Source organism: Listeria immobilis (assembly GCF_014322845.1).
Classification (GTDB): domain Bacteria; phylum Bacillota; class Bacilli; order Lactobacillales; family Listeriaceae; genus Listeria; species Listeria immobilis.
This window is the reverse complement of sequence record NZ_JAASUA010000004.1, coordinates 60,256-85,624: the sequence shown is the minus strand read 5'-3', so window position 1 is coordinate 85,624 and position 25,369 is coordinate 60,256. Positions and strand designations below refer to the sequence as shown.

At 34.6% G+C, this 25,369-nt stretch carries 23 protein-coding genes; 10 read left to right on the top strand and 13 right to left on the bottom strand.

The window, feature by feature from the left end; translation table 11 throughout:
* Window positions 1–1,053 (bottom strand): uroporphyrinogen decarboxylase, encoded by a 1,053-nt coding sequence (hemE, locus tag HCJ45_RS07015; protein ID WP_187124326.1) that lies wholly within the window; start codon window positions 1,051–1,053, stop codon window positions 1–3.
* 196 nt (window positions 1,054–1,249) lie between these two features.
* Between hemE and HCJ45_RS07010 the strand changes: the two genes are divergently transcribed.
* On the top strand, window positions 1,250–1,753 hold the full coding sequence (locus HCJ45_RS07010) for an antibiotic biosynthesis monooxygenase family protein (protein ID WP_187124325.1): 504 nt from the start codon (window positions 1,250–1,252) through the stop codon (window positions 1,751–1,753).
* 44 nt (window positions 1,754–1,797) lie between these two features.
* On the opposite strand, the gene HCJ45_RS07005 is transcribed toward HCJ45_RS07010, so the two are convergent.
* Together HCJ45_RS07005 and HCJ45_RS07000 are read right to left on the bottom strand one after the other, a co-directional pair.
* Window positions 1,798–3,021 carry an ABC transporter permease gene (locus tag HCJ45_RS07005; RefSeq protein ID WP_187124324.1) on the bottom strand — a complete coding sequence of 408 codons (1,224 nt, stop codon included), beginning with the start codon at window positions 3,019–3,021 and terminating at the stop codon, window positions 1,798–1,800.
* Window positions 3,005–3,757 (bottom strand): ABC transporter ATP-binding protein, encoded by a 753-nt coding sequence (locus tag HCJ45_RS07000; RefSeq protein ID WP_185346684.1) that lies wholly within the window; start codon window positions 3,755–3,757, stop codon window positions 3,005–3,007. Before HCJ45_RS07000 ends, HCJ45_RS07005 begins: the two co-directional genes overlap by 17 nt.
* A 135-nt stretch (window positions 3,758–3,892) precedes the next feature.
* On the opposite strand from HCJ45_RS07000, the gene HCJ45_RS06995 reads away from it, so the two are divergent.
* The 4 genes from HCJ45_RS06995 (at window position 3,893) to HCJ45_RS06980 (ending at window position 6,448) form a co-directional block, all read left to right on the top strand.
* Complete coding sequence (locus HCJ45_RS06995) at window positions 3,893–4,342, top strand: HIT family protein (protein ID WP_343068876.1); 450 nt, start codon at window positions 3,893–3,895, stop codon at window positions 4,340–4,342.
* 29 nt (window positions 4,343–4,371) lie between these two features.
* On the top strand, window positions 4,372–4,734 hold the full coding sequence (locus HCJ45_RS06990; protein ID WP_003720598.1) for a YtxH domain-containing protein: 363 nt from the start codon (window positions 4,372–4,374) through the stop codon (window positions 4,732–4,734).
* Window positions 4,735–4,904: 170 nt separating this feature from the next.
* Complete coding sequence (locus HCJ45_RS06985; protein ID WP_187124322.1) at window positions 4,905–5,444, top strand: DUF3267 domain-containing protein; 540 nt, start codon at window positions 4,905–4,907, stop codon at window positions 5,442–5,444.
* A 116-nt stretch (window positions 5,445–5,560) separates the two neighbouring features.
* Window positions 5,561–6,448 carry a peptidylprolyl isomerase gene (locus HCJ45_RS06980; protein WP_187124321.1) on the top strand — a complete coding sequence of 296 codons (888 nt, stop codon included), beginning with the start codon at window positions 5,561–5,563 and terminating at the stop codon, window positions 6,446–6,448.
* Between the two features lie 58 nt (window positions 6,449–6,506).
* Here HCJ45_RS06980 and yhaM read toward each other — a convergent pair whose 3' ends face one another.
* The 10 genes from yhaM to HCJ45_RS06930 all read right to left on the bottom strand — a co-directional run bounded on the left by yhaM (window position 6,507) and on the right by HCJ45_RS06930 (window position 18,838).
* Window positions 6,507–7,448, bottom strand: coding sequence for a 3'-5' exoribonuclease YhaM (yhaM, locus tag HCJ45_RS06975; protein WP_187124320.1), 942 nt, complete (start codon window positions 7,446–7,448; stop codon window positions 6,507–6,509).
* A gap of 45 nt (window positions 7,449–7,493) precedes the next feature.
* The gene (locus HCJ45_RS06970) at window positions 7,494–10,217 is read right to left on the bottom strand and encodes an ATP-binding protein (RefSeq protein ID WP_187124319.1); all 2,724 of its coding nucleotides are present in this window, start codon (window positions 10,215–10,217) and stop codon (window positions 7,494–7,496) included.
* Window positions 10,217–11,449: a metallophosphoesterase family protein gene (locus HCJ45_RS06965; RefSeq protein ID WP_187124318.1), complete on the bottom strand. Its 1,233-nt coding sequence runs from the start codon at window positions 11,447–11,449 to the stop codon at window positions 10,217–10,219. Before HCJ45_RS06965 ends, HCJ45_RS06970 begins: the two co-directional genes overlap by 1 nt.
* A 143-nt stretch (window positions 11,450–11,592) precedes the next feature.
* Window positions 11,593–11,946 (bottom strand): YlbF/YmcA family competence regulator, encoded by a 354-nt coding sequence (locus HCJ45_RS06960; RefSeq protein WP_003749173.1) that lies wholly within the window; start codon window positions 11,944–11,946, stop codon window positions 11,593–11,595.
* A gap of 81 nt (window positions 11,947–12,027) precedes the next feature.
* Window positions 12,028–13,161, bottom strand: coding sequence for a DUF445 domain-containing protein (locus tag HCJ45_RS06955; protein WP_187124423.1), 1,134 nt, complete (start codon window positions 13,159–13,161; stop codon window positions 12,028–12,030).
* Window positions 13,162–13,264: 103 nt separating this feature from the next.
* Window positions 13,265–14,632: a class II fumarate hydratase gene (fumC, locus tag HCJ45_RS06950; protein ID WP_187124317.1), complete on the bottom strand. Its 1,368-nt coding sequence runs from the start codon at window positions 14,630–14,632 to the stop codon at window positions 13,265–13,267.
* A gap of 68 nt (window positions 14,633–14,700) precedes the next feature.
* Entirely contained in the window at window positions 14,701–15,495 is a 795-nt protein-coding gene (locus tag HCJ45_RS06945) for an ABC transporter permease subunit (RefSeq protein WP_187124316.1), read from the bottom strand.
* Window positions 15,492–16,397: an ABC transporter ATP-binding protein gene (locus HCJ45_RS06940; RefSeq protein WP_187124315.1), complete on the bottom strand. Its 906-nt coding sequence runs from the start codon at window positions 16,395–16,397 to the stop codon at window positions 15,492–15,494. Before HCJ45_RS06940 ends, HCJ45_RS06945 begins: the two co-directional genes overlap by 4 nt.
* Window positions 16,397–16,594 (bottom strand): PLDc N-terminal domain-containing protein, encoded by a 198-nt coding sequence (locus tag HCJ45_RS06935; protein WP_185346663.1) that lies wholly within the window; start codon window positions 16,592–16,594, stop codon window positions 16,397–16,399. Before HCJ45_RS06935 ends, HCJ45_RS06940 begins: the two co-directional genes overlap by 1 nt.
* Before the next feature lie 102 nt (window positions 16,595–16,696).
* Window positions 16,697–18,838 carry a PBP1A family penicillin-binding protein gene (locus HCJ45_RS06930; RefSeq protein ID WP_185346661.1) on the bottom strand — a complete coding sequence of 714 codons (2,142 nt, stop codon included), beginning with the start codon at window positions 18,836–18,838 and terminating at the stop codon, window positions 16,697–16,699.
* A gap of 323 nt (window positions 18,839–19,161) precedes the next feature.
* Between HCJ45_RS06930 and HCJ45_RS06925 the strand changes: the two genes are divergently transcribed.
* The 5 genes from HCJ45_RS06925 (at window position 19,162) to HCJ45_RS06905 (ending at window position 25,368) form a co-directional block, all read left to right on the top strand.
* Window positions 19,162–19,587, top strand: a complete 426-nt coding sequence (locus tag HCJ45_RS06925; RefSeq protein WP_185346659.1) for a low molecular weight phosphatase family protein — start codon at window positions 19,162–19,164, stop codon at window positions 19,585–19,587.
* Window positions 19,588–19,650: 63 nt separating this feature from the next.
* On the top strand, window positions 19,651–20,520 hold the full coding sequence (locus HCJ45_RS06920; protein ID WP_185381085.1) for a cation diffusion facilitator family transporter: 870 nt from the start codon (window positions 19,651–19,653) through the stop codon (window positions 20,518–20,520).
* Between the two features lie 253 nt (window positions 20,521–20,773).
* Entirely contained in the window at window positions 20,774–22,075 is a 1,302-nt protein-coding gene (locus tag HCJ45_RS06915) for a hemolysin family protein (RefSeq protein ID WP_185346655.1), read from the top strand.
* 746 nt (window positions 22,076–22,821) lie between these two features.
* Window positions 22,822–24,030 carry an MFS transporter gene (locus HCJ45_RS06910; protein ID WP_187124314.1) on the top strand — a complete coding sequence of 403 codons (1,209 nt, stop codon included), beginning with the start codon at window positions 22,822–22,824 and terminating at the stop codon, window positions 24,028–24,030.
* Between the two features lie 144 nt (window positions 24,031–24,174).
* Window positions 24,175–25,368, top strand: coding sequence for an MFS transporter (locus HCJ45_RS06905; protein ID WP_187124313.1), 1,194 nt, complete (start codon window positions 24,175–24,177; stop codon window positions 25,366–25,368).
* Window position 25,369: the final 1 nt, after the last annotated feature.

The window sequence follows — 25,369 nt, the reverse complement described above, 5'->3', positions numbered from 1 at the left end:
TCATCCTTTATTTAATAGTATTTCGCTTCTTTCATGAATATAGGTAGTAAGTTTTTTCAACATTTCTGGTGATACTTCTGGAAAAACGCCATGTCCTAAATTGAAGATATAGCCAGGTTTTAATACACCTTCTTGCAAAATTCGTTCGGTTTCTTCCAAGCATTTTTCTGGTGCTAAAAGTGTTGATGGATCCAGATTTCCTTGGATAGCCTTGCTTGGTACTTTTTTTCTAGCATCAGTAAGAGATTCGCGCCAGTCTACTCCAACTACATCAAGTGGCATTTTTTCCCATTCAGCTAAAAGATGTCCTGCACCAACCGCTTGCATGATTATCGGCGTTGTTGGGTGTACTGCTTTAATCTCGATAATTATTTTTTCGATAGTGGGGCGAATATATTGGGCGTAATCTGCACGACTGAGTGCCCCCACCCATGAATCAAATAGTTGAACAGCCGAAGCACCTGCATTAATTTGCGCAATTAAATAATCTGCTGTCATTTGTCCAAGTTTTGTCATTAACATCGCCCAAACTTCTGGTTCACGATACATAAAACTTTTCGTTTGATGGTAATTTTTGGAAGGACCGCCCTCTATCATATAACTAGCCAAAGTAAACGGAGCTCCTGCAAAGCCAATCAAAGGAACTTCTAACATATCATCAGCTAATAATTTTATTGTATCCAGTACATAAGGAACTTCTATTTCAGGTTTAAAAATAGTTAGTTTTTCCACATCTTGGTAAGTTTTAATCGGATTATGTATCACCGGACCAATTCCAGATTTTATTTCGACATCCACTCCCATCCCCGGAAGAGGCGTCATAATATCTTTATATAAAATCGCTGCATCTACGCCATATTGATCAACAGGTAATTTTGTCACATAAGCGCATAATTCAGGTTGATGGGTGATTTCGAATAAAGAGTATTTCTCTTTCAATTTACGATATTCTGGTTGCGATCTGCCCGCCTGTCTCATGTACCAAACTGGAATTCGGTCCACACTTTCTTTTCGAGCTGCTTTTAAAAATAAATCATTGGTTATTTTTGTCATCAGGTCGCTTCCCTTCTTTGTTCATTTGCACACAATAAGTAACAAAACAATAAATAACTTCTCCAGATAAAAGAATACTAGAAATCTTGTATAAAACCAAACAAATTGCCTATCTTCTGTTTCAAATATATAAATAGTGGAAAATAAAGGTGAAATCATTTATCTTATTGGATTAAATTAGAAAGAAGGACTTAGTATGAAAAAAATATTTGTCACAACTGGTACCGAGCATTATCTTCGTCAACTAATGGCAAATTATGTAGGTGCAAATGTAACATTGCTCCAAAATCATTCTCAATCACTGCTGTATCAGGAATCGACTGGAGACAAACTTTTTCAAGAAGGCATGGAATATCGAGTTCTTCAAAGCAGTGGTTCTTTAAAAGGATTCGGAATCGTTGTTTTCGAATATATTCAACTTCGAGATGAAGAAATCCCTATTTTCTTACAAATGTATCAACATGCAAGTATTCAGTTTGCGGACACTCAAGGCTTGCAGAGTACTAAGCTCGCAAAATCTATTAGTACAAATAAATTTTTAATGATCTCTTTTTGGGATTCAGAAATTTTCTTTCAAGATTGGAAAAAAACACCACTACATCAAGAAATCATGAATATCATGAAGAAAAATAATACCCAAGCGGGATTTTCTCATGAAGATATCTATCATTATCCAGAATTTTCCCATGATGCAAAATAAAAAAATGCGATTTGGACTATGACAATAATCCAAATCGCATTTTTTTATTCATACATTTTCCGCATTCGAACTGGTGCATAAATAAAAGTAAAAATAACTACGAAAGCCAAGTTTATACTCAAAATAATCAACCCGTTAATTGTTCCATTTTGTGCGATTCCAATGATACTAAACAATAATGCTTGCGCAAGTAATAAAATTCGTAAAAAATGGATAAAACTACGGTGACGATAGCCATCATCAATCGGATAAAGTCGAAGCATAATTTGTGAATCGTAGTGTTTTAGCATGGGAATAAATTGAAAACCAGTTAAATAAAGGAATAATAAAGAAAAAACAATATTTAAATAAAAACCTTGTACAAAAACCAGTAAAATCACTGCTATAATCGTTAATCTAATATATAAACCACTATATTCATTTGTTCTTATAAAAGTTCGACTAAATAAATACGCAAATGTTTTCCTTTTTGCATAAGGGATTGGTTGATAAAGAAAATCTAAATAGCTTCGTCTGCGAACAGTTCCTCGTAAATGTGGCACATCCGTAAATAGATTCACTAAACGATAAAAACGATTCATTCTAGCTTCTTCTTTATCTACTAAATACTCCCATCTAAGCGTGACTTTGGCTACTTTCTTTGTCATCCAATAATAACTTGCAAATAGTAGAATAATCGTCACGGGGATAGAAATATACGGTGCGGAAATTAATGCAATATAAATTAGCAAAGCATTTACAATCACCCTTACAAACATCCAAGTCGTATCAGCCTCTTCTAATTTCATGCTTTCAAAACCAAAGTAAATATTCCAAGCTTTTAGTAAAGCAAGCACGATAAATAATGAGAAAAATCGACTATAAGAAACACCTGTTACTTCGACGTACATTGGCATACAAGCTCCAAGAACAATCAAAAATACATAAAATTGCATAAAAAAACTAGCTATTTTGGCTTGCGCGAAATAATGATTCATCGCTTTTTCTTGTACAATTAAATATACAACATCTGGCTTTTGGAGGAGTGTAGCAACCGGACTTATGGCAATCGAAGCAGTAAGTAAAATAACCATTAATGGGATAACAGGGAAAGTTGGCTCTAACGTTTTTACCCAACCAGCATAATAGAATATCCCTGCACCAAGCCCAATTACCAATACGAAAAGCAAATGGTCATTAAACATGTAACGAAGATAGCGCATCACTTCTGTCGTGTAAGCACTAAATCGCTCCTTCCAAAGCGCTTTACTATCAAATATCATCTTCATCAGCTTCCTCTTCCTTTGTCAACTGAATGTAAATTTCGTCAAGTGAGGCTCCAGGCATATCAAAATTGGTTTGTAAATCTTTCAAGGTTCCTTCCGCACGAATTTCACCTTGATGAATAATAATAAATGTGTCGCAATATTTTTCAGCTGTAGCTAAAATATGAGTGGACATTAAAATACTAGCACCTTCCGCGCGCATTTCATCCATCCAATTTAATAAAGATTGAATGCCAAGTGGGTCAAGGCCAACAAATGGCTCATCTATAATATAAAGCTTAGGCTCGATTAGAAATGCTGACATAATCATTACTTTTTGCTTCATACCTTTAGAAAAATGTGCCGGAAACCAATTAAGTTTTTTCTCCAATCGAAATTCTTTTAATAGTGGAACCATTCTTTCTTGTAACTCTTCTTCTGAAAGTCCATATGCCATACCAGTTAATTCAAGATGTTCTTTTAATGTTAATTCTTCATATAAGACAGGTGTTTCTGGTATATAGGAAAATTGTTTCCGGTATGTTTCTGTATCTTCCACTAACTGATGCCCATTAATTTTGATGGTTCCTTGTTTGGGATGCATTAAACCAGTTATATGTTTAATCGTTGTACTTTTACCCGCCCCATTTAGACCTATTAGTCCAACAATTTGTTTTTCTTCTATTGCAAATGAAATATCTTTTAGGACTGGGCGCTTCGTATACCCGCCTGTTAAGTTTTCTACTTCTAGTAAAGCCATTAGTATACCTCCTTGCGTACTCTTTAGTTTATAATAGCATATCCATCCCTCTACCTGTCAAAATTATCCATTATTCACTATCTTACGCATGCTTTTAACTCCTTTTTATGTTAAATTTATAGTAGTACATATTTTATAAATCGCGAAAGGTGGTCACATTTAATGGATGATTGCATTTTTTGTAAGATAATCTCCGGGGAAATCCCTTCTGCCAAAGTATATGAAGATGATGAAGTTTATGCTTTCCTTGATTTAGGACAAGTTACGGAAGGGCATACACTTGTAATTCCGAAGAAACATGCTAGAAACACTTTCGATTTACCTGATGAAACGGCCGCTGAATTATTTCGCCGAGTTCCAAAAATCGCTCGAGCATTAAAAGAAGCTTTACCTATACAAGGATTAAATATTTTAAATAATAATGAAGAAATAGCTTCTCAATCTGTTTTTCATTGTCACATTCATTTAATTCCAAGGTATGGCAAATCTGATGACTTTGGGTTAAAATGGAAAGATAATGCAGATTGGTACACCAAAGAGCGTTATCAAGAAATCGCTGAACTAATTGCAGCAAAAGTAGACTAAAATGACTTGAAGGATGGAGTGGAGTATAAATGAATAAAAAATCACTTATTTTTGGTATTCTAGCTGGTGGGGCAATTGGAGCCGCAGCCTCGGTATTATTTGCTCCAAAATCCGGCAATGAGCTTAGAAAAGATATTGTAGCTAAGTCAGGTGAAGCAAGTGTCATTTTAAAAGAATTAGCTTACAATGCGAACGAACTAATTCAATCTGTTCAAGTTCTTGGCACGGAAGGTTCCACTTTACTTAAAGATGTATCTTCTGACATTATGGAATCTGTTTCAAAATGGAATGAAGAGATGGAACCAGAGAAAAAACGCTTAAAAGATGAAATTAAAGACATGCAAAAAACAATTTCCGACTTAGAAAAAACATTAAAAAAAGATAATAAATAATCGAAAAACTGGGCAGATGCTCAGTTTTTTTCTTTGGACAAATGATTGATTTTGAAAACAGTTAAAAATGACTAAAAAAGGGGTTGAATTTTGATGCATTAGAGCATACAATACTATGGTGCCTTATGACAAAGGACACTATTTTGGTTATAACTGGAGGAAAGCTTTCAATGCGCTGCTTAAAATCAATCAACACAGAGCGACGAGATGAATTTAACAGACTTTTTCTAAAAGGAATTCTTGTCTGGCTAGTTGCCGTATGTATATGTTTTTTGACACAACATTTACTCTACCCCGGGCAATTGACAAATGATTATCAGCTGATTAGTTTAGCGGGTATTCTTTTAATCTACCCAATTCATAAATTACTTCATGTGATTGGATGTTTTAAATATCGTGAAGGGACAGTTATCCAGTGGCGGATTCATTTCTTTTTTCTGCCTTGTATGAAACTTAATATCAAACGAATAATCCCCAAGTGGAGTTATATTTTCTCTCTAGTACTTCCATTTGTAGTCATAACAATTATTTTAGTTACTTTAATGATTTTAACGCCTATTGGTCACTCGGGTATGTTTTTAATTCTATTATCTGTTCATTTTGGAATGAGTTTTTCAGATTTTATTCATATTAAAAAACTTTGGAAAATGCCTAACAACTGTTTTGTGGAAAGTGCTGAGCGCGGATTTTCCATTTTGATTTCTGACTAAAACATAAGAATATCATTAAATTTCTTTCATCTTTTCATTTTAGCTTTAATTTGTGGTATGATAGTTATTGTGTTAAGCGGGAATTATTCCAACAACTAAGGAGTGTGTTTTATTTAATGAAGAAGAAAATGATTCTTGGACTTGTTATGTTAATGGCAATGTTCAGTCTAGCAGCATGTGGTAGCGGTGGCGATGTCGTTAAGACGGATGCTGGCGACGTAACGCAAGATGAGCTCTACGAAGCAATGAAAGATAAATATGGCAATGAGTTCGTACAACAACTTACATTTGAAAAAATCCTTGGTGATAAATACAAGGTTACAGATGAACAAGTAGATTCTGAATTCAAGAAGTACAAATCTCAATATGGCGATCAATTTGACGCTGTTTTAGCTCAAAGTGGCTTAACTGAAGAAACTTTCAAAAGCCAACTTAAGTACAACTTATTAGTTCAAAAAGCAACTGAAGCTAACACAGATACTAGTGATAAAGTACTTAAAGAGTATTACAAAACTTGGCAACCAGATATTACTGTTAGCCACATTCTTGTAGCTGATGAAGCAAAAGCCAAAGAAGTAGAACAAAAACTTAAAGATGGCGAAAAATTTGCTGACTTAGCAAAAGAATATTCTACAGATACTGCTACTAAAGATAATGGTGGTCAGTTAGCTCCATTCGGACCAGGAAAAATGGATCCAGCATTTGAAAAAGCTGCATATGCCCTTAAAAATAAAGGCGATATCAGTGCACCCGTTAAAACGCAATACGGATACCACATCATCCAAATGGACAAACCTGCTACAAAAACAACGTATGACAAAGATAAAAAAGCTGTAAAAGAAGCTTACCTACAGTCTCAACTTACTACTGAAAACATGCAAAAAACACTGAAAAAAGAATACAAAGATGCTAATGTAAAAGTTGAAGATAAAGACTTGAAAGATGCTTTCAAAGACTTTGACGGTTCTGCTAAATCAGAAGAGTCATCCGAAACAGCTAAATAAGCAATCAAAAACACGTTTGGAAAATTCCAAACGTGTTTTTTTATTATAATAATGATTTTTATTCAAAAGTAGGATTATAAAATGAGCGGTTATCAAGTCCAAATACACGTTCACTAAATTCACCTGGTTTTGTATGTTTTAATACTTTATCCATCATATTAAGTGAAGCATCCATTAAATCAATTTGATGTAAAATCTCAGCTTCACGAACAAGTGGTGGTTTTGGACTGCCCCACTCTCCTTTTCCATGGTGAGAAAGTAAAACATGTTTTAAAACAACTACTTCTTCTCCATCAATTGAAAGCTCCCCAGCAATTTTACTCACTTCTTCAACAACAATAGAAATATGTCCTATTAAATTCCCTTCAAGTGTATAGGTCGTTGAAACTGGACCAGATAGCTCAATCACCTTGCCTAGATCATGTAAAATAACTCCTGCATAAAGCAAGTCTCTATTTACAGATGGATACAAATCAGCAACAGATTTAGCTAATCGCAGCATCGAAACTACATGGAAACTAAGCCCCGAAACAAATTCATGATGATGGCGCATTGCAGCCGGATAATCATAAAAGTCATCTTGATATTTTTTTAGGAGCGCACGAGTAATCCTTTGCAAATTAGCATTTTTCATTTCAAAGATATATTGTGTAATTTCATCTGCTATCTCTTCTTTATTAATTGGTGCGGTTTCCATAAATTCATTAGCGCTAACCCCATCTAATGCGGTAGCTTGTCGTATTTGACGGATTTTCAGCTGTTTTCTACCTCGATAATTTTGAATATCACCTGTAAGTTGAACAATTTGTTGTACCCCGTAACTTACTTCATCGCTCTCTTTAACATCCCATAATTTCGCCTCTAATTCACCGGATTTATCTTGTAAAACGAGGCTTAAAAATGGTTTCCCATTGCTTGCGGTTCCTTTTACACTTGATTTTATTAATAAGAATAAATCAACTGTTTCTCCAACTTCATAGTCTAATAATCGTTTTTCCATGGTATCGCCTTCTTTCTTTCTGTAGTAAGAAGTTTCTTTTCCCTATTATAGCATGCGTATGTCTTCACTGGAAAAATATTTGCGAGTTTCCCGGTGACATGTGAAAAAAATGACTTGATTTTGGCTCTTTCTTTTTTTTAGCAATTGCATCATTTGGCTCATTCTAGCCGCATCAAAATGGACAAAACCATCATCAATAATAATTGGTAGCGGAAACTCTTTATGCATAACATCAATTAGCGCAAAGCGTATCGCTAAATATAATTGTTCTTTGGTCGCCTGGCTAAGCTCTTCCGGGTAAAATAAAACCACTTGCTTACTTTCCACTTGTAGCCGATTCTCATGTAAATACACTTTAGAATAATTTCCACCAGTTAAATCATGAAAATATTCACTTGCAAGCGCTAATGTTTTTGGTAATTTCCCTTCTTGTAATCGCTGCATCGTCTCTTGTAATATTTCAAGGGCCAGTTTTGTTTCTGTCCATTCCTCTACAAATTGTTGTAACTTACTTTTTTCTGAATAGTATTTTTGCATTAGTACAGAAAAAGTCCCACCTTCTTCTAAAGTTGCTATTTCATGGTTCTTAGAGGCTAAACTCGCATGAAGACGTTCTTGTTCTAGTTCCATTTTGTGTAGTTTTTCCGCTAATTGAATTTCTTTTTCTTTTATTGTAGTTTGGCTGGTGAATTTGTTTAGCTCGTGCCTTTTTTCTTTTTCTAATTGTGCCTCAAGCAAAACTAATCGTTCACGCCATTTCTGTTCTTCTTTTGCTTGTACTGCTTTACTCCGAAATGCCTCTTCTGTGTTTACTTTTGCTTGCAGTAGTAAGTCACTTTTTTCTTTTTCCACAAGTAATAAATCTTGTTTCAGTAAATCAAGCTGCATCGTTACTTGTTCTACTTTTTCTGTGTGTTTAGCGTTTTCTGCTAAATGATTTCGGTACTGTAATAAACCTTGTCTTAAAAAGGTGATTTTTTCTTCTATTTGAGAGTATTCAGCCGGAATAGTTAAGTTCTCTAATTTAGCTTGATATGCTGCTTGTTTTTGTTCTAATGGGTGTAATTTTTGATGTAGTTCGACAATCAATTGATTTTTTTGGGCATTTTCTTTGTATGTAAGAACAACCAATTCCCAGTTTTCTTGCGGTTCATCATCCAATCCTAATTCTTGATACAACTGCCGCAGTTCTATATCGTGTTGATAAATAGTTTCGCTTAATTTTTGCTTATCTTCTTCTAATTCAGCAACTTCACCAGCGACAACATCCATTTCACTCAGCAATTGCTGCCATTCTTGTCTTATTTTTTTCTGTTCTAGAAAAGCTACTATTTGCTTATTTTTGGGTTGCCCATTTTGTTGGTTAATATATAGGAAATACCCCAAAACAACTACATCAACAAGAACGAAGGCAATGCTCCAAACGGACAAAGAAAAGATCATTACTAGTAAAGCTATAACTAATATACCTAGAGAAATAAATAAACCTGTTGTGGGCGATTTCTGTTTTCGCTCCATTTGATCTTTTTGTTGTTGGAAAGATTTATTGTCCCACATCTCTGCTTCGATATGATCAATTTTGGTTTGTAGCTTTTGTTCAGATTCAGATGTTAATGTTAACTTTAGATTAAGATCATGTTGTCTTTGTTTATTTATTTTTTCTTGCTCTTTTAGCTTATGAATTCTTTCGTCTAGTGCCGCTCTCCATTTTATTTTGGTTGGCTCTGTATTGGTTTGATGATACGCAATTTCTTGTTTTAGATTGTTTTGTTGTAACTCTCTTTCACTGTACGCTCCGAACGATTCAACTAGATAAGCTACTTCCGCTTCATTGGATGCGAAAAAAGCCAATTGTTCAAAATCATTTTTATTTATTAAGTTTTTTTGTCGTTCTTCTAATTGAATAAATTGATTTTGCCATTCTTTTTCTCGAAGCTGCAAATGTTCTAGTCTGATAATCCCATCTGGTGGAAATATTGTTTGTACCGAGCTGGATGCTTTTTCATCAAGTGTCTTCCACTCTGTATATAACGGCCATAAATCTAGCAAAATATTTAGTGTGTCTAGTTCCACCCGGATTTTTGTTTTTTCTTCTTGTAGTTTAGATTGACGTTCTATTTCTTGTTCTTTTTCAGCAAGAAGCGCTTCATATTTGGTATTTTGTTTTTTGGCTTCTTGAAAAGCTTGCTGACTTTCTTTTACTTTTTTTAGTTGTTGATTAATTGCTGGATTTCTACCATTGGGTTTAAATAAAGCATCCAATTTTTTTTGTAAAGTTTCTGCTGTTTTTAAAAGTGTGTCAGAGCCTGTTGTACCTGTCGCTAATAGATATCGCTCAAATTCTTTCTTTTTCCATTGATGGATATTTTGCAAGCCATGAATGTCAAAAGAGAATATAGCCTCAAAAGTTGTTCGGTCGATTTCGCCTATAATGTCAGTTAATTTATCTTCTCCAACCATTTGTCCATCTTCCAAATGAATACGAACATCCCCAGTTGCTTTGCCTTTTAAGCGTTCAATTATAACTTTTCCAAGTGGTGTATCTTCTAGTGTAAGTCTCCCACCATAAGGACCACCATTTTTGGGCTCCATTCGCGGAATTGTTTGCTGTTTAGTTGGAAAACCAAATAAAACACTATGTATAAATGCCATAATAGTCGATTTTCCTGCTTCATTCTCACCAAAAAACACTTGAAAATCTGCCATGCAATCAAAATGAGCATTCGACCATTTTCCATAACCAATAATATCAATAGACGTTATTTTCATTATTCATCACCTTCTACTTCTGCAAGCGTTGTTCCTAGTTCGATTAATGCTCTTTCTAGGAGGATAAGGCGATCTTGTTCCGATAAATCTTCCAAATAGCGACTCACTCCGCTTTCAAAATGAAGTGATTCTACAGCTTGATAAAATGCTGATTCCGCTTGTAAATGTTGATAGGCACTTGCTATTTCTTTTTCAGCTAAATGAAATTCTGACCAATGTTTTGTGCTTGTTTGCTTCTTTTTTTGTAAGGATATTTTATGCACCCATACAAATGTAGAGTCATCTATATTTGTTTGCTCTTGAAGCATTTGTAGCCAATCATCTGTCTTTATTTTTTGATTGTTTGTTGTCTCCATTATTAAATGTAAAAAATAAGAAGCATTTTTTTCTTGGTATGTTTCTAATTGTTTTGTGATTTCTCGGAAGTAAGTGTTTATTTCTGCATTTTCTGACAAGGTGATGGTTACTTCTTCCCAAATAATTGGACTGGTTTCTACAAAGTCAATCACTGTTTTTGCTTCTGAAAGGGTTACGATACTTGCCCCTTTGCCACCTGCCTCTTTACGATTTCTACCTTGGATATTTCCTGGGTAATAAATACTTGGGGATTCCGCGAGTAATTGTCGTTTATGAATATGCCCAAGTGCCCAATAATCAAATCCTTTTTTGCTAATATCTTGCACACGAAATGGAGCATAAACGTCGTGCTCTTCACTACTTGTTAATTCTGAACCGTGCAAAAGCGCAATATGAAAATCAGCGGGCTGTTGTACAATATATTCCTCCACACGACTAGTGCGAATATGCCGTTCGTCATAGCTAAATCCATAAAGATTAACGTCGACACCTCGGTTAGTTTTCATTGTAACCATTTCTACTTTTTCTGGAAAAACATGCACATTTTCTGGCAAAGCGAGTTTTTCCTTGTGTTTATCTAAAAAATCATGATTTCCATGAATAACAAAAGCTTTGATTCCGGCATCTTCTAAGCGTTTCATTTCTTTTAAAAAGCGGGCTTGTGCGCGAACGCTTTGGTCTTCACTATCATAAATATCCCCAGCTATTAAAACAAAATCTACTGTTTCTTTGATTGCTAGTGAAATTATTCTTTCTAAGGATTGAAAGGTGCTTGCTTGAATTGCGGAAAAGAGTGGCTGTGGTAATGCTGAAAGTCCAATGAAAGGACTATCCAAATGCAAATCTGCAATATGTAAAAATTTGATTTCTTTCATGACTTTCGCCTCCTTCTCAAAAACCGAATATACGTTCTTATTATATCCTATTCTATCAGCGGGTACAAGCCTTTCAAACAAAAAAAGTGGTTCTGGTATCGTTAAGCTAATAACAAATACCAGAACCACTCTTTTTGTCAAAATTAATCGTTTGCTACGTTATATAAATCTTGTAATGGCGTCATAATAATGCGGTTTAAGTCATTAATAATCGTGCTCATTGCTTGTTCTTTTTCCATTAATTTCACGATTGTTGCATTTTCTTGAACTTCTTGTGCTACTTCTTGTGCTACTTGAACCGTTTCATCGTCAATTTCTTGACCAGTCATTTGTTTTTCTTGGATTGTTACTTGTACATCACGGAAACGCTCGAATTTTGCTTTTGCTTCTGCATCTTCGTTCACATCACGGTATGCTTCTTGTAAACTTAAAAATTCAGGTGTTTCACGAATTCCTTTGTCTAAATCATGTGCTAAATCATAAATATTAACTGCCATTGATAAATCCTCCAAATATCTGTATTTGTCACTTCTGTTTCACTATAACAAAAAGTCGCCCGTTATTCCAGTATAAAAGAACTAAATCCAGATTGCGAGGATACCTTGAACAATCCCAATAAAGCCACCTAGGATTCCGCCTAAATAAGTAATCATTTTTAATTCTTTTCCAGAAATTTCGATAACTAATTTTTCGATTTCAGGTAAAGAGAACGTGGCAATTTGTTTTTCTACAAGCTGGGCTAAATTTAGTCTTCCAACCATTTCCGAGCTATGTTTTGCCACAAAATCAAGTGATCGTTCTACTGTAAAAGGAATGACTTTTTCATTGATAATACTTTCATAATTATGCAAGAATTTTTGGACTGGTTGGTTAAATAATTTTCCAAACGGAATCACTTGAATTATTTCTGTTGTAAGCTGCTCTGCTAAATCAGCTTGCTTTTCTACAGGCACAAGTTCTTGTAATTCTTTTGATTTAAAGTTTTGCCACTCTGTCACTAGCAATTGGTTAAGCATATTTTTAGTCTCTTCTTGGCTAATCAACCTTAGTCCTTCTTGTTGAATTTTTTCTGAAAAAGTATCGGTATTAATAAACATTCTTGCCATACTCCCCATTTTGCCATGTTCTGCAAAAAAATTCTGGATCATTTGTTTTATTTGAATTTTACCATTTTCACTTGTAATAAAATCACTCATTTTAATTACTATTCTTTCTGTCACATGTGGCAATTTGGCTTGAAGTTCTGATTCCAGCATTGTTGGAATTATATTATCAATGCGAGTATCTTGGTGTTTATAAAAAAATTGATTTAGCTGGTTTTCTAAATTATTTTCCAGCCATGCAACGGAGCGAACTTCTGCATTTTGGTAGCCTAAAATTTCTAGTAACTCATTCGGGGTAGTTTCAAGTGTCATTTTTTCTTGAAACATTTTAATAAAAGTTTCAGTCACTTCTTTTTGTAATTTCGTGTCTAATAAACGACTACGAATAGCATCTTCTGTGAGTAAATGACTAACAACTACACTTCCGATATGCTCTGCTAATTCATCGCGACGTTTAGGAATAAGCCCTGGTGTAAATGGTAGCCGTTTGTTAAAAAGATAAATGGCTTTATATGGACGAAAAAGCATTCTGATAGCAATAAAATTGGTCATTGCTCCAATAAATCCGCCAATTATAGCCATTAGAATGATAGTAAATAACACAGGCATGGTTTGCATCTCCTCATATTTATCTAGTAAAAGTGTTTTCATTATACGTGAAAAATCCCTAGACAACAATTGTTTCTAGGGAAGTTCATTCTAAAGTATGAGATTACAAATTCGTCATTTTAAGTGGGTCAACCCATAAATCAAATTCTTCTTCGGTTACAAAACCAGTTTTTATAGCTGCTATTTTTAAGGTTGAATTATCGGTAAACGCTAATTTAGCAATCTGTGCTGCTTTTTCATATCCAATATGAGGATTTAAGGCTGTCACTAACATAAGAGAATCATTTACTTTTGCTTCAATCACTGCTTCATTTGCTTCAAGACCTTCTAAGCAGTGAATTCTGAATGAACGCATGCTATCGGAAAGTAATTGAACAGATTCTAGAAAATTAAAAATGATAACTGGTTTATACACATTTAATTCAAAGTTTCCTTGGCTTGCAGCAACATTGATAGTTGTATCGTTTCCCATAACTTGTGCTGCAACCATTGTAATCGCCTCACACTGCGTCGGATTTACTTTTCCCGGCATAATAGAACTACCTGGTTCATTTGCTGGAATTGTTAGTTCGCCAATTCCGCTACGAGGTCCACTTGCTAAGAAACGAATATCATTTGCAATTTTCATTAAATCAGCAGCAAGACTGCGAATTGCTCCATGTACGAAATTAATCGGGCTATGACTTGTTAATGCAAAGTATTTATTAGCATCCGAAGTAAAATTGTAGCCGGTTTGTTTCATTAATTCTTGGGCCACTTTATCACCAAAATCTCGTGATGCATTTAATCCTGTTCCGACAGCTGTTCCACCAATTGCGAGTGGCAAAATTGCTTTCATACTTGTTTCGATATAATTTTTATTGTTTGTAATACTAGCTTCCCAACCACTAATTTCTTGACCAAGCGTTAGTGGAGTCGCATCTTGTAAATGTGTTCGACCAATTTTAACAAGATTCATATATTTTTCTTTTTTAGCCGTTAATACTTGATGCATTTCATTTAACTCTGGTAAAAGTTTGGTTACTAATGCTTGATACGCTGCGATATGCATGGCTGTTGGAAAAGTATCATTTGAACTTTGTGACATATTTACATCATCATTTGGATGAATCACACTTCCTGTTAACTGCTGATTCGCTACATGCGCAATAACTTCATTTACATTCATATTGCTTTGCGTTCCACTTCCAGTTTGCCATACAACTAATGGAAAATGCTCATCTAAATGTCCTTGAATTATTTGATTGCATACTTGAGCAATTGCAACTGCTTTTTCTTGTGATAGTTTCCCTTCCATTGCATTTACTTTAGCCGCAGCTTTTTTTAATTCTGCAAAAGCCCGGATAATTTCTTTTGGCATTTGATTTTCACCAATCGCAAAATTTCTTCTGCTACGTTCGGTTTGCGCCCCCCAAAATTTAGTCGCATCTACGGAAATTTCTCCCAGTGTATCTCGTTCTATTCGTTCCACTTCGCCACCCCTTTTTTTCTATTTTATTATACGAAGGATATTTTCGCAAAGTACTTATAAATTATTTGTTATTCTGTTTTTTGAAGTGGTTTTATTTTCACCATAAAAATAGTTAATATTACTAAAAGGACAATCCATGCTATAGTAATGAAAATGGTTGGCAAATAATAATCCATTGATTGACCTGACATAATAAGCGCCGTCGCATTTTTACTTAAATATGCTGGATTAAACATTTGTATCCAGCCTCCAAATCCACTAATAACGCCTAGTAATATCGCAATAAATACGCTCACCATTGCAACAATTGCACTACTATCAAAAGCAGCACTGGCAAAAACTACCAAACTAATCACAAAAACAAACCATAATGCGTATACAAAAAAACTTTCTATTAATGTATTTATAGATAATTCTCCAAAAAGAAAATAAGTATAATATGCTGCTAAGATGTAGCCTATTAGTAAAGAACCCAGTCCCATGAGACATTGCATTACCCACTTGGATAAAACATATTCTATGGTGTTTACTGGTCTTGTCATAATAAAAGCAAGCATTCCTTTTGTTCTATCACTTTGAATACAAGCCATTAGCGCAACGACAATGATAATTATTCCAAGTTGATCGAACTGAGAACCTAATGTTTGAGCCATTACTGCCTGTGCAGATTGATTTCCCATTAAGTTAATAACTTGTTCAGCCTCATTTCCCGTCCCAAAAGCTTTTAGTATATCTGGTAAGAAATACATCATCATTGGTTGAGTTAGCCCCAGAAGCGCAAAAACAATTGGTAACCAAATAATTTTCAAACTACGACGTTGCTCTAGCCATTCTTTTCCTATGAGTGCACTAAAATGCATCATTTCCCCACCTGCTCCATAAAGATTTCTTCTAAGTTTTGATGTCTATTTTCCACTCGAATAATTTCACCGTTTATATCTAATAACGCTTTTAAAATTGCTTCTGAACAAGCTTTTCTGTTGTTCGAATGTACTTGATATACCATCCCCATTTTTTCGATTTTTTCAATAAAATCATTTTGTATAAGTATTTGTTGCCATGCAGTTGCATCTCCAATAAATTCTACATCAAAAATAGAGGAACTTTCTTCTTGGATAAGTTGATTTACCGTTTTATCAATTATTAACTCCCCATTTTTTATAATCGCAATACGGTCACAGATTTCCTCTGCATCTTTCAATATATGTGTTGAAAATAAAATGGTGATTTCTTTTTTTAATTCCTCTAACAATAAAATGATTTCACGACGTCCAATTGGATCCAGTGCAGAAACTGGTTCATCTAATATTAGTAATTCTGGTCGATGTAAAATGGCCTGTGCAATCCCTAAACGTTGCCGCATTCCTCCTGAATATGTACTAATTTTCTTTTTAGCACTATCGCTTAATCCTACTTGTAGTAAAACTTCTTGAATACGCGTTTCTAAGTCATGTTTCTCCATATTGGATAACCTTCCCATAAAGCGAAGACATTCTTGTGCATTCATCCAACCATAAAATTCTGGATATTGTGGTAAAAAACCAATTTTTTGACGAACCAATTTTGCTTCTTTTCCATCAAGTGTGATATGCCCTCCATCAGGGGGTAAAGTTTGTACAATCATATTAATAATGGTTGATTTCCCAGCACCATTTGGTCCAATAAGCGCTACACATTCCTTATTATTAATCGTTAAATTAATTTCTTTAACAACCAACTTACCATTGTATTTCTTTTTCAATCCTTGAATTTCTAGTTTTTCCATTAGTTTCCAGCCTCTTTTCGACCAAAAACAAAATAAATTACTGGTCCTAAAATGTTAATAAAGAGAATGACAAATAACCAAATAAGTGGGTTCTTTCGAATTTGCCAATTTTTTCCTAAATCAATAATAGCTGTTAATAATAATGCTAGATACAAAATAATTATTGGAATAATTAATGCTATTTGTGTTTTGTCCATTATTTCACCTCGTTTTATTGTTATACATATTGTATAACAGTTATAATAATATAGCAATATAAAAAAGCACTTCACTGAAATTTTCAATGAAGTGTCTTTTTATTAATTGCCGATTGAGTCTAGCATGTTTCCAATGCCATCTGATACTTTACCACCGAATTCTTTTACTTTATCTGCACCTTTTTTAATCGTTTTACCAGCTTCATCTGCTTTTTCTTTGACGCCTCCCCAGAAATCGCCCTCTTCCTCTTCTTTTTCTGCGGCTTCTTTTTTCGCTGCGGTTTCTTGAGCGGCACTTTTCGTATCAAAATCTGTTGCTTTTTGATATTTCAGCCCGCTATTCATCACATAATGTGCGAGGCTAGATACGCCGGATGAACTTGTTGTTGTGAGATAGTGGTCTTTATCAGTCTTATCAAATCCCATCCAAACAGCTCCAACTAAATTAGGTGTATAACCAACAAACCATTGATCTTTTGTACCACTTGTATCATCGAACGGAACTTGTGTTGATCCAGTTTTACCTGCCATTTCGTGTCCTGAAACAGCCGCACTTTGTCCTGTTCCTGTATTGATTACATCTAGTAACATGGACGTCATATCATTTGAAACTGTCTCAGATATAATTTGTTTTGTTTTTGGAACATTTTCATAAACCGTGTTACCTGATGGATCAACTATCTTAGTAATAATATGTGATTCAGGTTTTGCTCCATTATTAGCAAATGTAGAATAGGCTGTAGCCATTTGGACTGGTGAAGCGCCTTTACTCATTCCACCTAGAGCAAGTCCGAGTGTACGATCTTCTTCAGGAACTTCAATGCCAAATTTTTCTACTGATTTAACACCTTTATCTATACCAATTTGATCGAGCAACCAAACGGCTGGTGCATTTATAGAATTTGCAACTGCTGTATACATTGGTACTTCTCCACTATAAACCCCACCAACATTGGTCGGTGTGTAATTGCCTTTATAGGTTGTTTTTTCGTCTTTTAACATTGAATCGACTTCATAACCTGATTGAAGTGCTGGCGTATAGACAGCTAGCGGTTTCATAGTCGAACCAGGTTGGGCTTTCATTTGTGTCGCTCGGTTAAATCCTCGGAAAACATGTTCTCCTCGTCCACCAACTAACGCTCGAATCCCACCAGTTGCCGGATCCATTAGAACTGCACCTGATTGAACTAATGTGCCGTCACTTGCATTAGAAGGGAATAAATAGTCATTTTCATATACGTTTTCTAAAGATGTTTGATAATTTTGGTCTAACTCAGTATAAATTTTATAGCCTTTTTGCATTATTTCGTCTTGCGTTATATCTGCTTCATTTACAGCTTCATTAATTACTGCATCCACATACCATGGATATTTATTGGCTAGCGGATCTTTTGATTGGTCATTTAATACAATTTTAGTTGCTTTATATTTATCACCTTCTGCTTTTGTGATGTCCCCTGTTTCAACCATAGCGTTTAATACCATATTTCGCCGATTTGTTGCCTTATCAATATGCTCGTATGGATCATATGCGCTCGGTGCTTGGAGTAATCCCGCAATTGTTGCTGCTTCAGGTACATTTAAGTCCGCTGCAGATTTTCCAAAATATTTTAAGGAGGCATTCTCAACACCCCACTCCCCATTTCCAAAATAGGAACGATTTAAGTACATTTCCATAATTTCATCTTTAGAATAGGTTTTTTCGATTTCTCTAGCCATGAAAATTTCTTTTGCTTTTCGTGTAAAAGTTTGTTCTTGTGTTAGTAAAGCGTTTTTGGCGAGCTGTTGTGTGATAGTACTTCCGCCACCAGAAATTCCGCCATTTGTAATCAAATTAACACCAGCACGAGCAATTCCTTTTAAATCAAAACCTTTGTGTTCATAAAATCTTCTATCTTCAATTGAAACGACCGCATTTTGAAGATTATCTGAAATTTTATCGATGGAAACAAAGGTAGCATCCGTCGAGGATAATTCTCCTGCTTTATCTCCGTCTTTGTCATAAATAATTGTTGCCGATTCTAACCCTTTCTTTAAGGCATCAATATCGGCAGACTTAGCTACAACTACGAGATAAATAATAAAAGTTAATAAAAATACCAGTCCTGCAAGTAAAAATATCTTTCCAACATGTTTATTTTTACAAAAGCGTCTAAATTTTCGCCAGCCAATACCAATCCATTTACCAATAAATCCAAAAAATAATTTAAGGTATTTTATGAGTTGTTGTTTAAATTTATCCATGTAACTCTCCTATCTTTCTACACGGTATTCAATAACTGAAAACACAGTTATACCCGTATTTTACGTTAAAACACAATTTTATGCCACCAACTTTAGACCGATTTTTGTAATAAATTTGTAATAATCCATATTTCCTACATATTTATTAACCTCTTTTTTACAATTTCTTTATTTTCATGTTTCTAGTGGTTTAAAAAGGGTACATATAACTGTTACCATCACTTATCTTTTTGGTAATAAGAATCACCTTTATGCTGTGTACAACAAGTAAAGGCATCATGTTTTACATGGGTATCATTATTAAGCCGGAAAGGATTTGGAATATGACGCAAAAGCTAATTTATTTTTTATCACAAACGCATATTCGAAGTGCCATAGCAGAGGCTTGGGCAAGACGACTTTCAGTTAGCAATGTTAAATTCATTAGTGGTTCTTGGCTTAAATCAAAAGCAACACCATTTATTGCCGAAGCGCTTAATGAGTTTGCTATTGAAGCGCCTAAAAGCTTATCGTATTCCCCTAGCTCAAAATTACTGGCAGATGCTGATCTCATTGTAACAATTTATGATTCTGCACATGAAATTGCTCCAAATTTCCCTACGGACATCCAAGAAAAAATTATATATTGGGACATTGATGATCCAGAACAGGAATTAGCGTTACCTCAAAAATGGGCGAGTTATCAAGAAGTTTGTGATAACATTGCCTTATCAGTTAAAAATTTAGAGCACGTATTGATAGAGGCTTAAATTTCGTTGTCCCGCCACTCGTAGGCGGGATTTTTATATTAAAAAAAGAGAGGAGTTTACATAGTGGACGGATATAATGATTTAAAAAAAGCAGAGCAAGCTGCATTTTTGAGCATATTTGCTTATATATTTCTTTCCATTTTAAAAATAGTAGCTGGTCATTTCGGAAACTCAGATGCATTACTCGCAGATGGATTAAATAATACAACGGATATTATTGCTTCGGTTGCCTTATTAATTGGCCTTAGAATATCAAGGATTCCTCCTGACGCTGACCATTCTTATGGCCATCGCCGTACAGAAACCATCAGTTCTTTAATCGCTTCTATTATTATGTTTTTAGTGGGTGTTCAAGTAATTTGGAGTTCCATTGTTCATATAATTGAAAAAGACTTTACTTCTCCTTCGATGTTGACAGCAGTTGTTGCACTTTTTTCCGGTGTGTTTATGTATGGTATTTATCTATATAATCATCGTTTGGCAAAAAAACTTGATAGCCAGGCTGTTCGAGCAGCGGCCTATGATAATCGTTCAGATGCATTTGTTAGTTTTGGCGCGTTTATTGGTATTATTGGTGCTGTTTTTGGTGTACCTTGGCTTGATTTAGTTACAGCATTTTTAGTAGGTGTGTTAATCATTTATACCGCTATTAAAATTTTCTATGATGCGGCACATACACTAACAGATGGTTTTGATGTTTCAAAACTAGAAACGATTCATGATTTAATTGCTTCGGTTCCTGATGTTAAAAAAGTGATTGATATTAAAGCACGAATGAATGGAAATCGTATCTGGATTGATGCTACTATCGCTGTTGACCCGGAATTAAATGTAATAAAGAGCCATGAGATTACGGAAATAGTCGAACAAAAAATCCGAAATGAATATAAAGGTGCATTTACTTTAGTCCATATCGAACCATTTTTTGAATAATATTCGTTGTCAATATTCAGAAAGTCCACTATAATTTAGATTAAGTATCATTTGTTGGGAGGGAATATTCGATGGGGCAGAGAAACTAATTCAGTCAAATTATCTAACTAGAATGGAAAATAACATCCTAACCTTGGAGGAGTTCTCTTCCAAAACGTTTTTTCTTCTATTATAGATAGTTTTATCATAAGCTTATTTATATTAAATTAGGAGGTGTTTGCCTTAGCAGAATAATTTCTGTCAAGGCGATTTATTGATATTAACCATTAAATTTTTAATTATAGCTTTACTTATTGCTATATCTGCATTTTTTGTGGCAACAGAATTTGCGATTGTAAAAATGCGACCGAGCCGATTAGATCAACTAATTGCGGAAAAAGATAAGCGAGCGGCACTTGCTAGATACATTTATAACCATTTAAATGCGTATTTATCTGCTTGCCAGTTAGGGATTACAATTAGTTCCCTTGGGCTTGGTTGGTTAGGAGAATCTACCGTAGAAGCTGCGTTACATCCATTGTTTAGCATGATGGATCTACCTCAGTCTGCAATTACAATTCTTTCTTTCACCATTGCTTTTCTTTTTATCACGTTTTTACATGTTGTTGTTGGAGAACTTGTACCAAAAACGCTGGCAATTGATAAAACAGAAACAGTCGCACTTGCTGTAGCGCGTCCGTTGCATATTTTTTACAAAGTCATGTTCCCATTTATTTGGATTTTAAATGGTTCAGCAGTATTTATTGCACGTCTTTTTGGTTTAGAGCCAGCTTCTGAACATGAAATTGCTCATACAGAAGATGAACTAAAAATCATTGTTGGAGAAAGTTATAAAAGTGGCGAAATCAATCAATCGGAATTTCGCTATGTAAATAAAATTTTCGACTTTGATGAGCGAATGGCCAAAGAAGTGATGATCCCACGTACAGAAATTGTTACTGTTGATACTGGTTCGACTATTGGTGAGTTATCCGATATTATGCGAAACGAACGTTATACTCGTTATCCAGTAATTGATGGCGATAAAGACCATGTGATTGGGGTACTTAATTTAAAAGAAATTTTGTCAGCCTATGTAGAACACGGTTCGAATCCAAGTTTTAGTATTGATCCCTATGTGAAACCAATCATACGAGTTATTGAAACGATACCGATTAAAGAACTTCTTTTCCGGATGCAGCGGGAACGCTCTCATATCGCAATTTTACTTGATGAATATGGTGGTACTTCTGGACTTGTAACTGTAGAAGATATTGTGGAAGAAATCGTTGGAGATATTCGCGATGAATTTGATGCTGATGAAATTCCTGAAATCCGCAAAATCAAGGATGGTCATTATATTGTTGATGCTAAATTATTAATTGATGAAGTAAACAATATTTTAGGTACCGATATTGAAGAAGAAGAAGTGGATACGATTGGCGGTTGGTTCCTCACTCAAAATTATGAAGTAGAAGTTGGGGATGAAATTGACTATGATGGATTCATTTTCCGAGTCAAGCAAGGCGAACCGCACCATATTGAATACATTGAAATTACAAAGAAAAACGACTAATAAAAAGCTATCTGCAGTTTTAGCGCCCTTTGATTACGACACTTTAGAGGGTGCTAAAACAGATTGCTTTTTTTATTTAAGAAAAAAATGAATATCATCCATTTTTTTCTGATTCTATCTATTTAAATAAATACGAGATTTCCACTTCTATTTTCACAAAGAAATGGCCCAATTAAATTCAGTTAATCAAGTGCCCTACTCCATTTAGACTTGCTGAATAAAATAATAAAAAATGCTTAATCGCTTAATTTTTCTCATCACCAAATAGAATCTATGCATATTTTCTATTAATTAATAGAAAAATACCAATTTGTTTTTATGGAACAGTCATACTACAATTAATATGTAAAGTGTGGTAGTAAAATTAATGCCTAATGAAATATGTGATAAATTTTACAATCGTTTTTTACGAATACAATGCTTGGATGGATTATCACATCTGAAATTTCCTTTAGACGCATAGTTTTATTTTTTTGCTCGCACTTGTGAAAACATTATCAAAGTTTTTTAATTTTAATCTAGGGAGGAGAATAAAACCTTACAAGAATACCTTCACTGCACCGGTAGCTAGTTAGACGAAAAGGGATATAGAATGGATTTTGAAAAAATTCCAAAACTAAGTAACAAGCGTTGCATACATAATGTCCTGAAACGCATATTTGACACTACGTAAGGTAAGATACCTCGTTTCAGAAAAAATTATTTTAGTTTTAAAAAATTCATCAGGATTTCGAGAGGAGAAAAAAATGAACGCAAAAAGATTTTATCCAACAGCTATTGCACTTTATTTTACTTATTTTATTCATGGTATTGGGGTTTCTATTATTGGCCAATACAAACAAGATTTCGCCGGTGTTTGGGGCGCTGATACGCTTTCTGATGGTACTTTTGATGTTAGCGCAGTTATCGCAGTTATTGCTGCATTAGGATTGGGGCGCTTACTTACATTACCTATATCTGGACCTTTTTCAGATAAATTTGGTCGTAAACCTTCTGCGTTGATTGGTGTCGCTTTATATGCGGTTTACTTTATCGGACTTGCTTTTGCACCAAATATGTATATCGCCTATGCCTTTGCTTTTATCGGAGGAGCGGCAAACTCATTCTTGGATACTGCAGTAACACCTTCTGTTTTAGAAATTTTCACTAAAAATGGTGCAATTGCTAACATGTTTACGAAGTTCTCCATTTCTATTGGACAATTCGTTCTACCTTTTGCAATCGGGATTGTAGCAGCCGCAAACATGTCATTCCGCACACTCTTCATTGTTTCAATGGTTTTAATTGTAATTGATGGTTTAATTATCGCCTTTATGCCATTTCCTCCACTAAACAATAATGTCGGCGGTGAAAAAGCTAAAACTGAAAAAATGAAATTCACTGCAACGAGTTGGGCCATTATTGGTATCGGATTTACTTGTACGGCAACTTTCCAACTTTGGCTAACTTGTAACCAAGAACTCGGAAAATTGTACGGGATGACTGATCCAAGTAAAATTCAATCATTCTATTCTCTCGGAACCATATGTGCGATTTTAATTACAGCTGTTCTTGTGAAAAAATTTATTTTACCAGTTCGTATTCTAATTATTTACCCAGCTATTGCAACTTTGATGTTACTAATTATTTATATTGTTCAAACACCTGCAATTTGTTTGATTGGTGGATTTGTCATTGGATATTCTGCAGCAGGTGGTGTTTTACAACTAGCCGTATCAACTGCCAACGAATTTTTCCCAACCAACAAAGGAAAAATCACATCAATAGTCATGATTTCTTCTAGCCTTGCTAATTATATTGTTTTAAATATTGCCAGTTACATTACTAAAACAGGTGGTATCGAAGGACCAAAATATGTGTTATTATTTAATGTAGTCATAACAATTATTGGTATCTTACTTGCAATCTTTGTTAATATGCGTTATAAAAAAGAAGCTAATCTTGCAATCAAATAAGCTATCCAACCAACTGAGTAGCTAGCTGCTCAGTTGAACTTATATTCGGATTGTGAATAAAAACACAATTATGCGCAAGCTGTTTATCTATAAAGAAGATGCATCTAATAACCACCAAAGCGCCTGCATAAAGGAGAGCAAATTATGAAAAATAAATATTTATCTACATCACTTGGACTTTATATGAATTATTTCGTTCATGGGATGGCATTAATTATCATTGCACAAAATATTGATTTTTTATCTCAGAAATGGAATACAGATATTGCTGGAGCTGCTGGTGTTGTATCCTCGTTTGGGATTGGGAAATTATTAGCCGTTTTTGTTTCTGGTAAACTATCAGATAAGTTTGGTCGTAAATTATCTGTCATTCTTGGGGTATTCTTTTATATCGTCTTTTTAGGTGGGATTTTGCTAAGTCCGAATACGATAGTTGCTTATGCATTTGGGATTTCTGCTGGTATCGCTAACTCGTTTTTAGATACTGGTACTTATCCAGCTCTTATGGAAGCCTATCCGAAAAAAGCAGCATCTGCAAATATTGTAGTAAAAGCATTCGTTCAATCCGGACAATTCCTTTTACCATTTATGATTGCTTTTATTTTAGCAAATAACTTGTGGTATGGTTGGAGTTTTATTGTATTAATTGCTATTTTGCTAATTAACTTACTATACACATTGACTCGACACTTCCCGCCAATGACTGTTGGCAAGCCGCTTGATTTGGAAAAAGAAGTAGCCCAAGAAAAACGGTCAAACATTCATTTTAGTATTGATGAGATTTGCTTGATTCTATTTGGTTTTGTAGCACAAACTTTACTTTATATTATGAGCCAATGGATTGCGAAATACGGCTCTGAGGTGATTCATATGACAGAAAATGCTTCAAGGTTACTTGTTAGTTACGCAAGTGTTGGCGCAATTTTATGTGTCTGCGTTACTTTTATTCTTGGAAATAATGGGGTAAAGACGTTATACATATTGATAACATATGTCACTATGACCATGCTAATCTCCTTTGTACTATTCGCCTTCCCAAATAAAATTATCTGTCTCGTTGGGGCTTTCTTACTTGGTTACTTCTCAGCAGGCGGCATTATTCAACTAGGTCTAACATTACTTGCAGAAGTTTCTGCTCGAGGAAAAGGTTTTGTTACCAGCCTCTATACTATCGCTGAAGGAATTGCCGTATTTAGTATTCCGTTGATTGCAGCTGCTATTTCTCGAATTGATATTGCGGCGATATTTTTATTAAATTCAGGCATAGCACTATTTGGATTGATATTACTAATGATCGTTTTTGTTCGAAAAAGAAAATTTGGACGCGATACTATTTAAT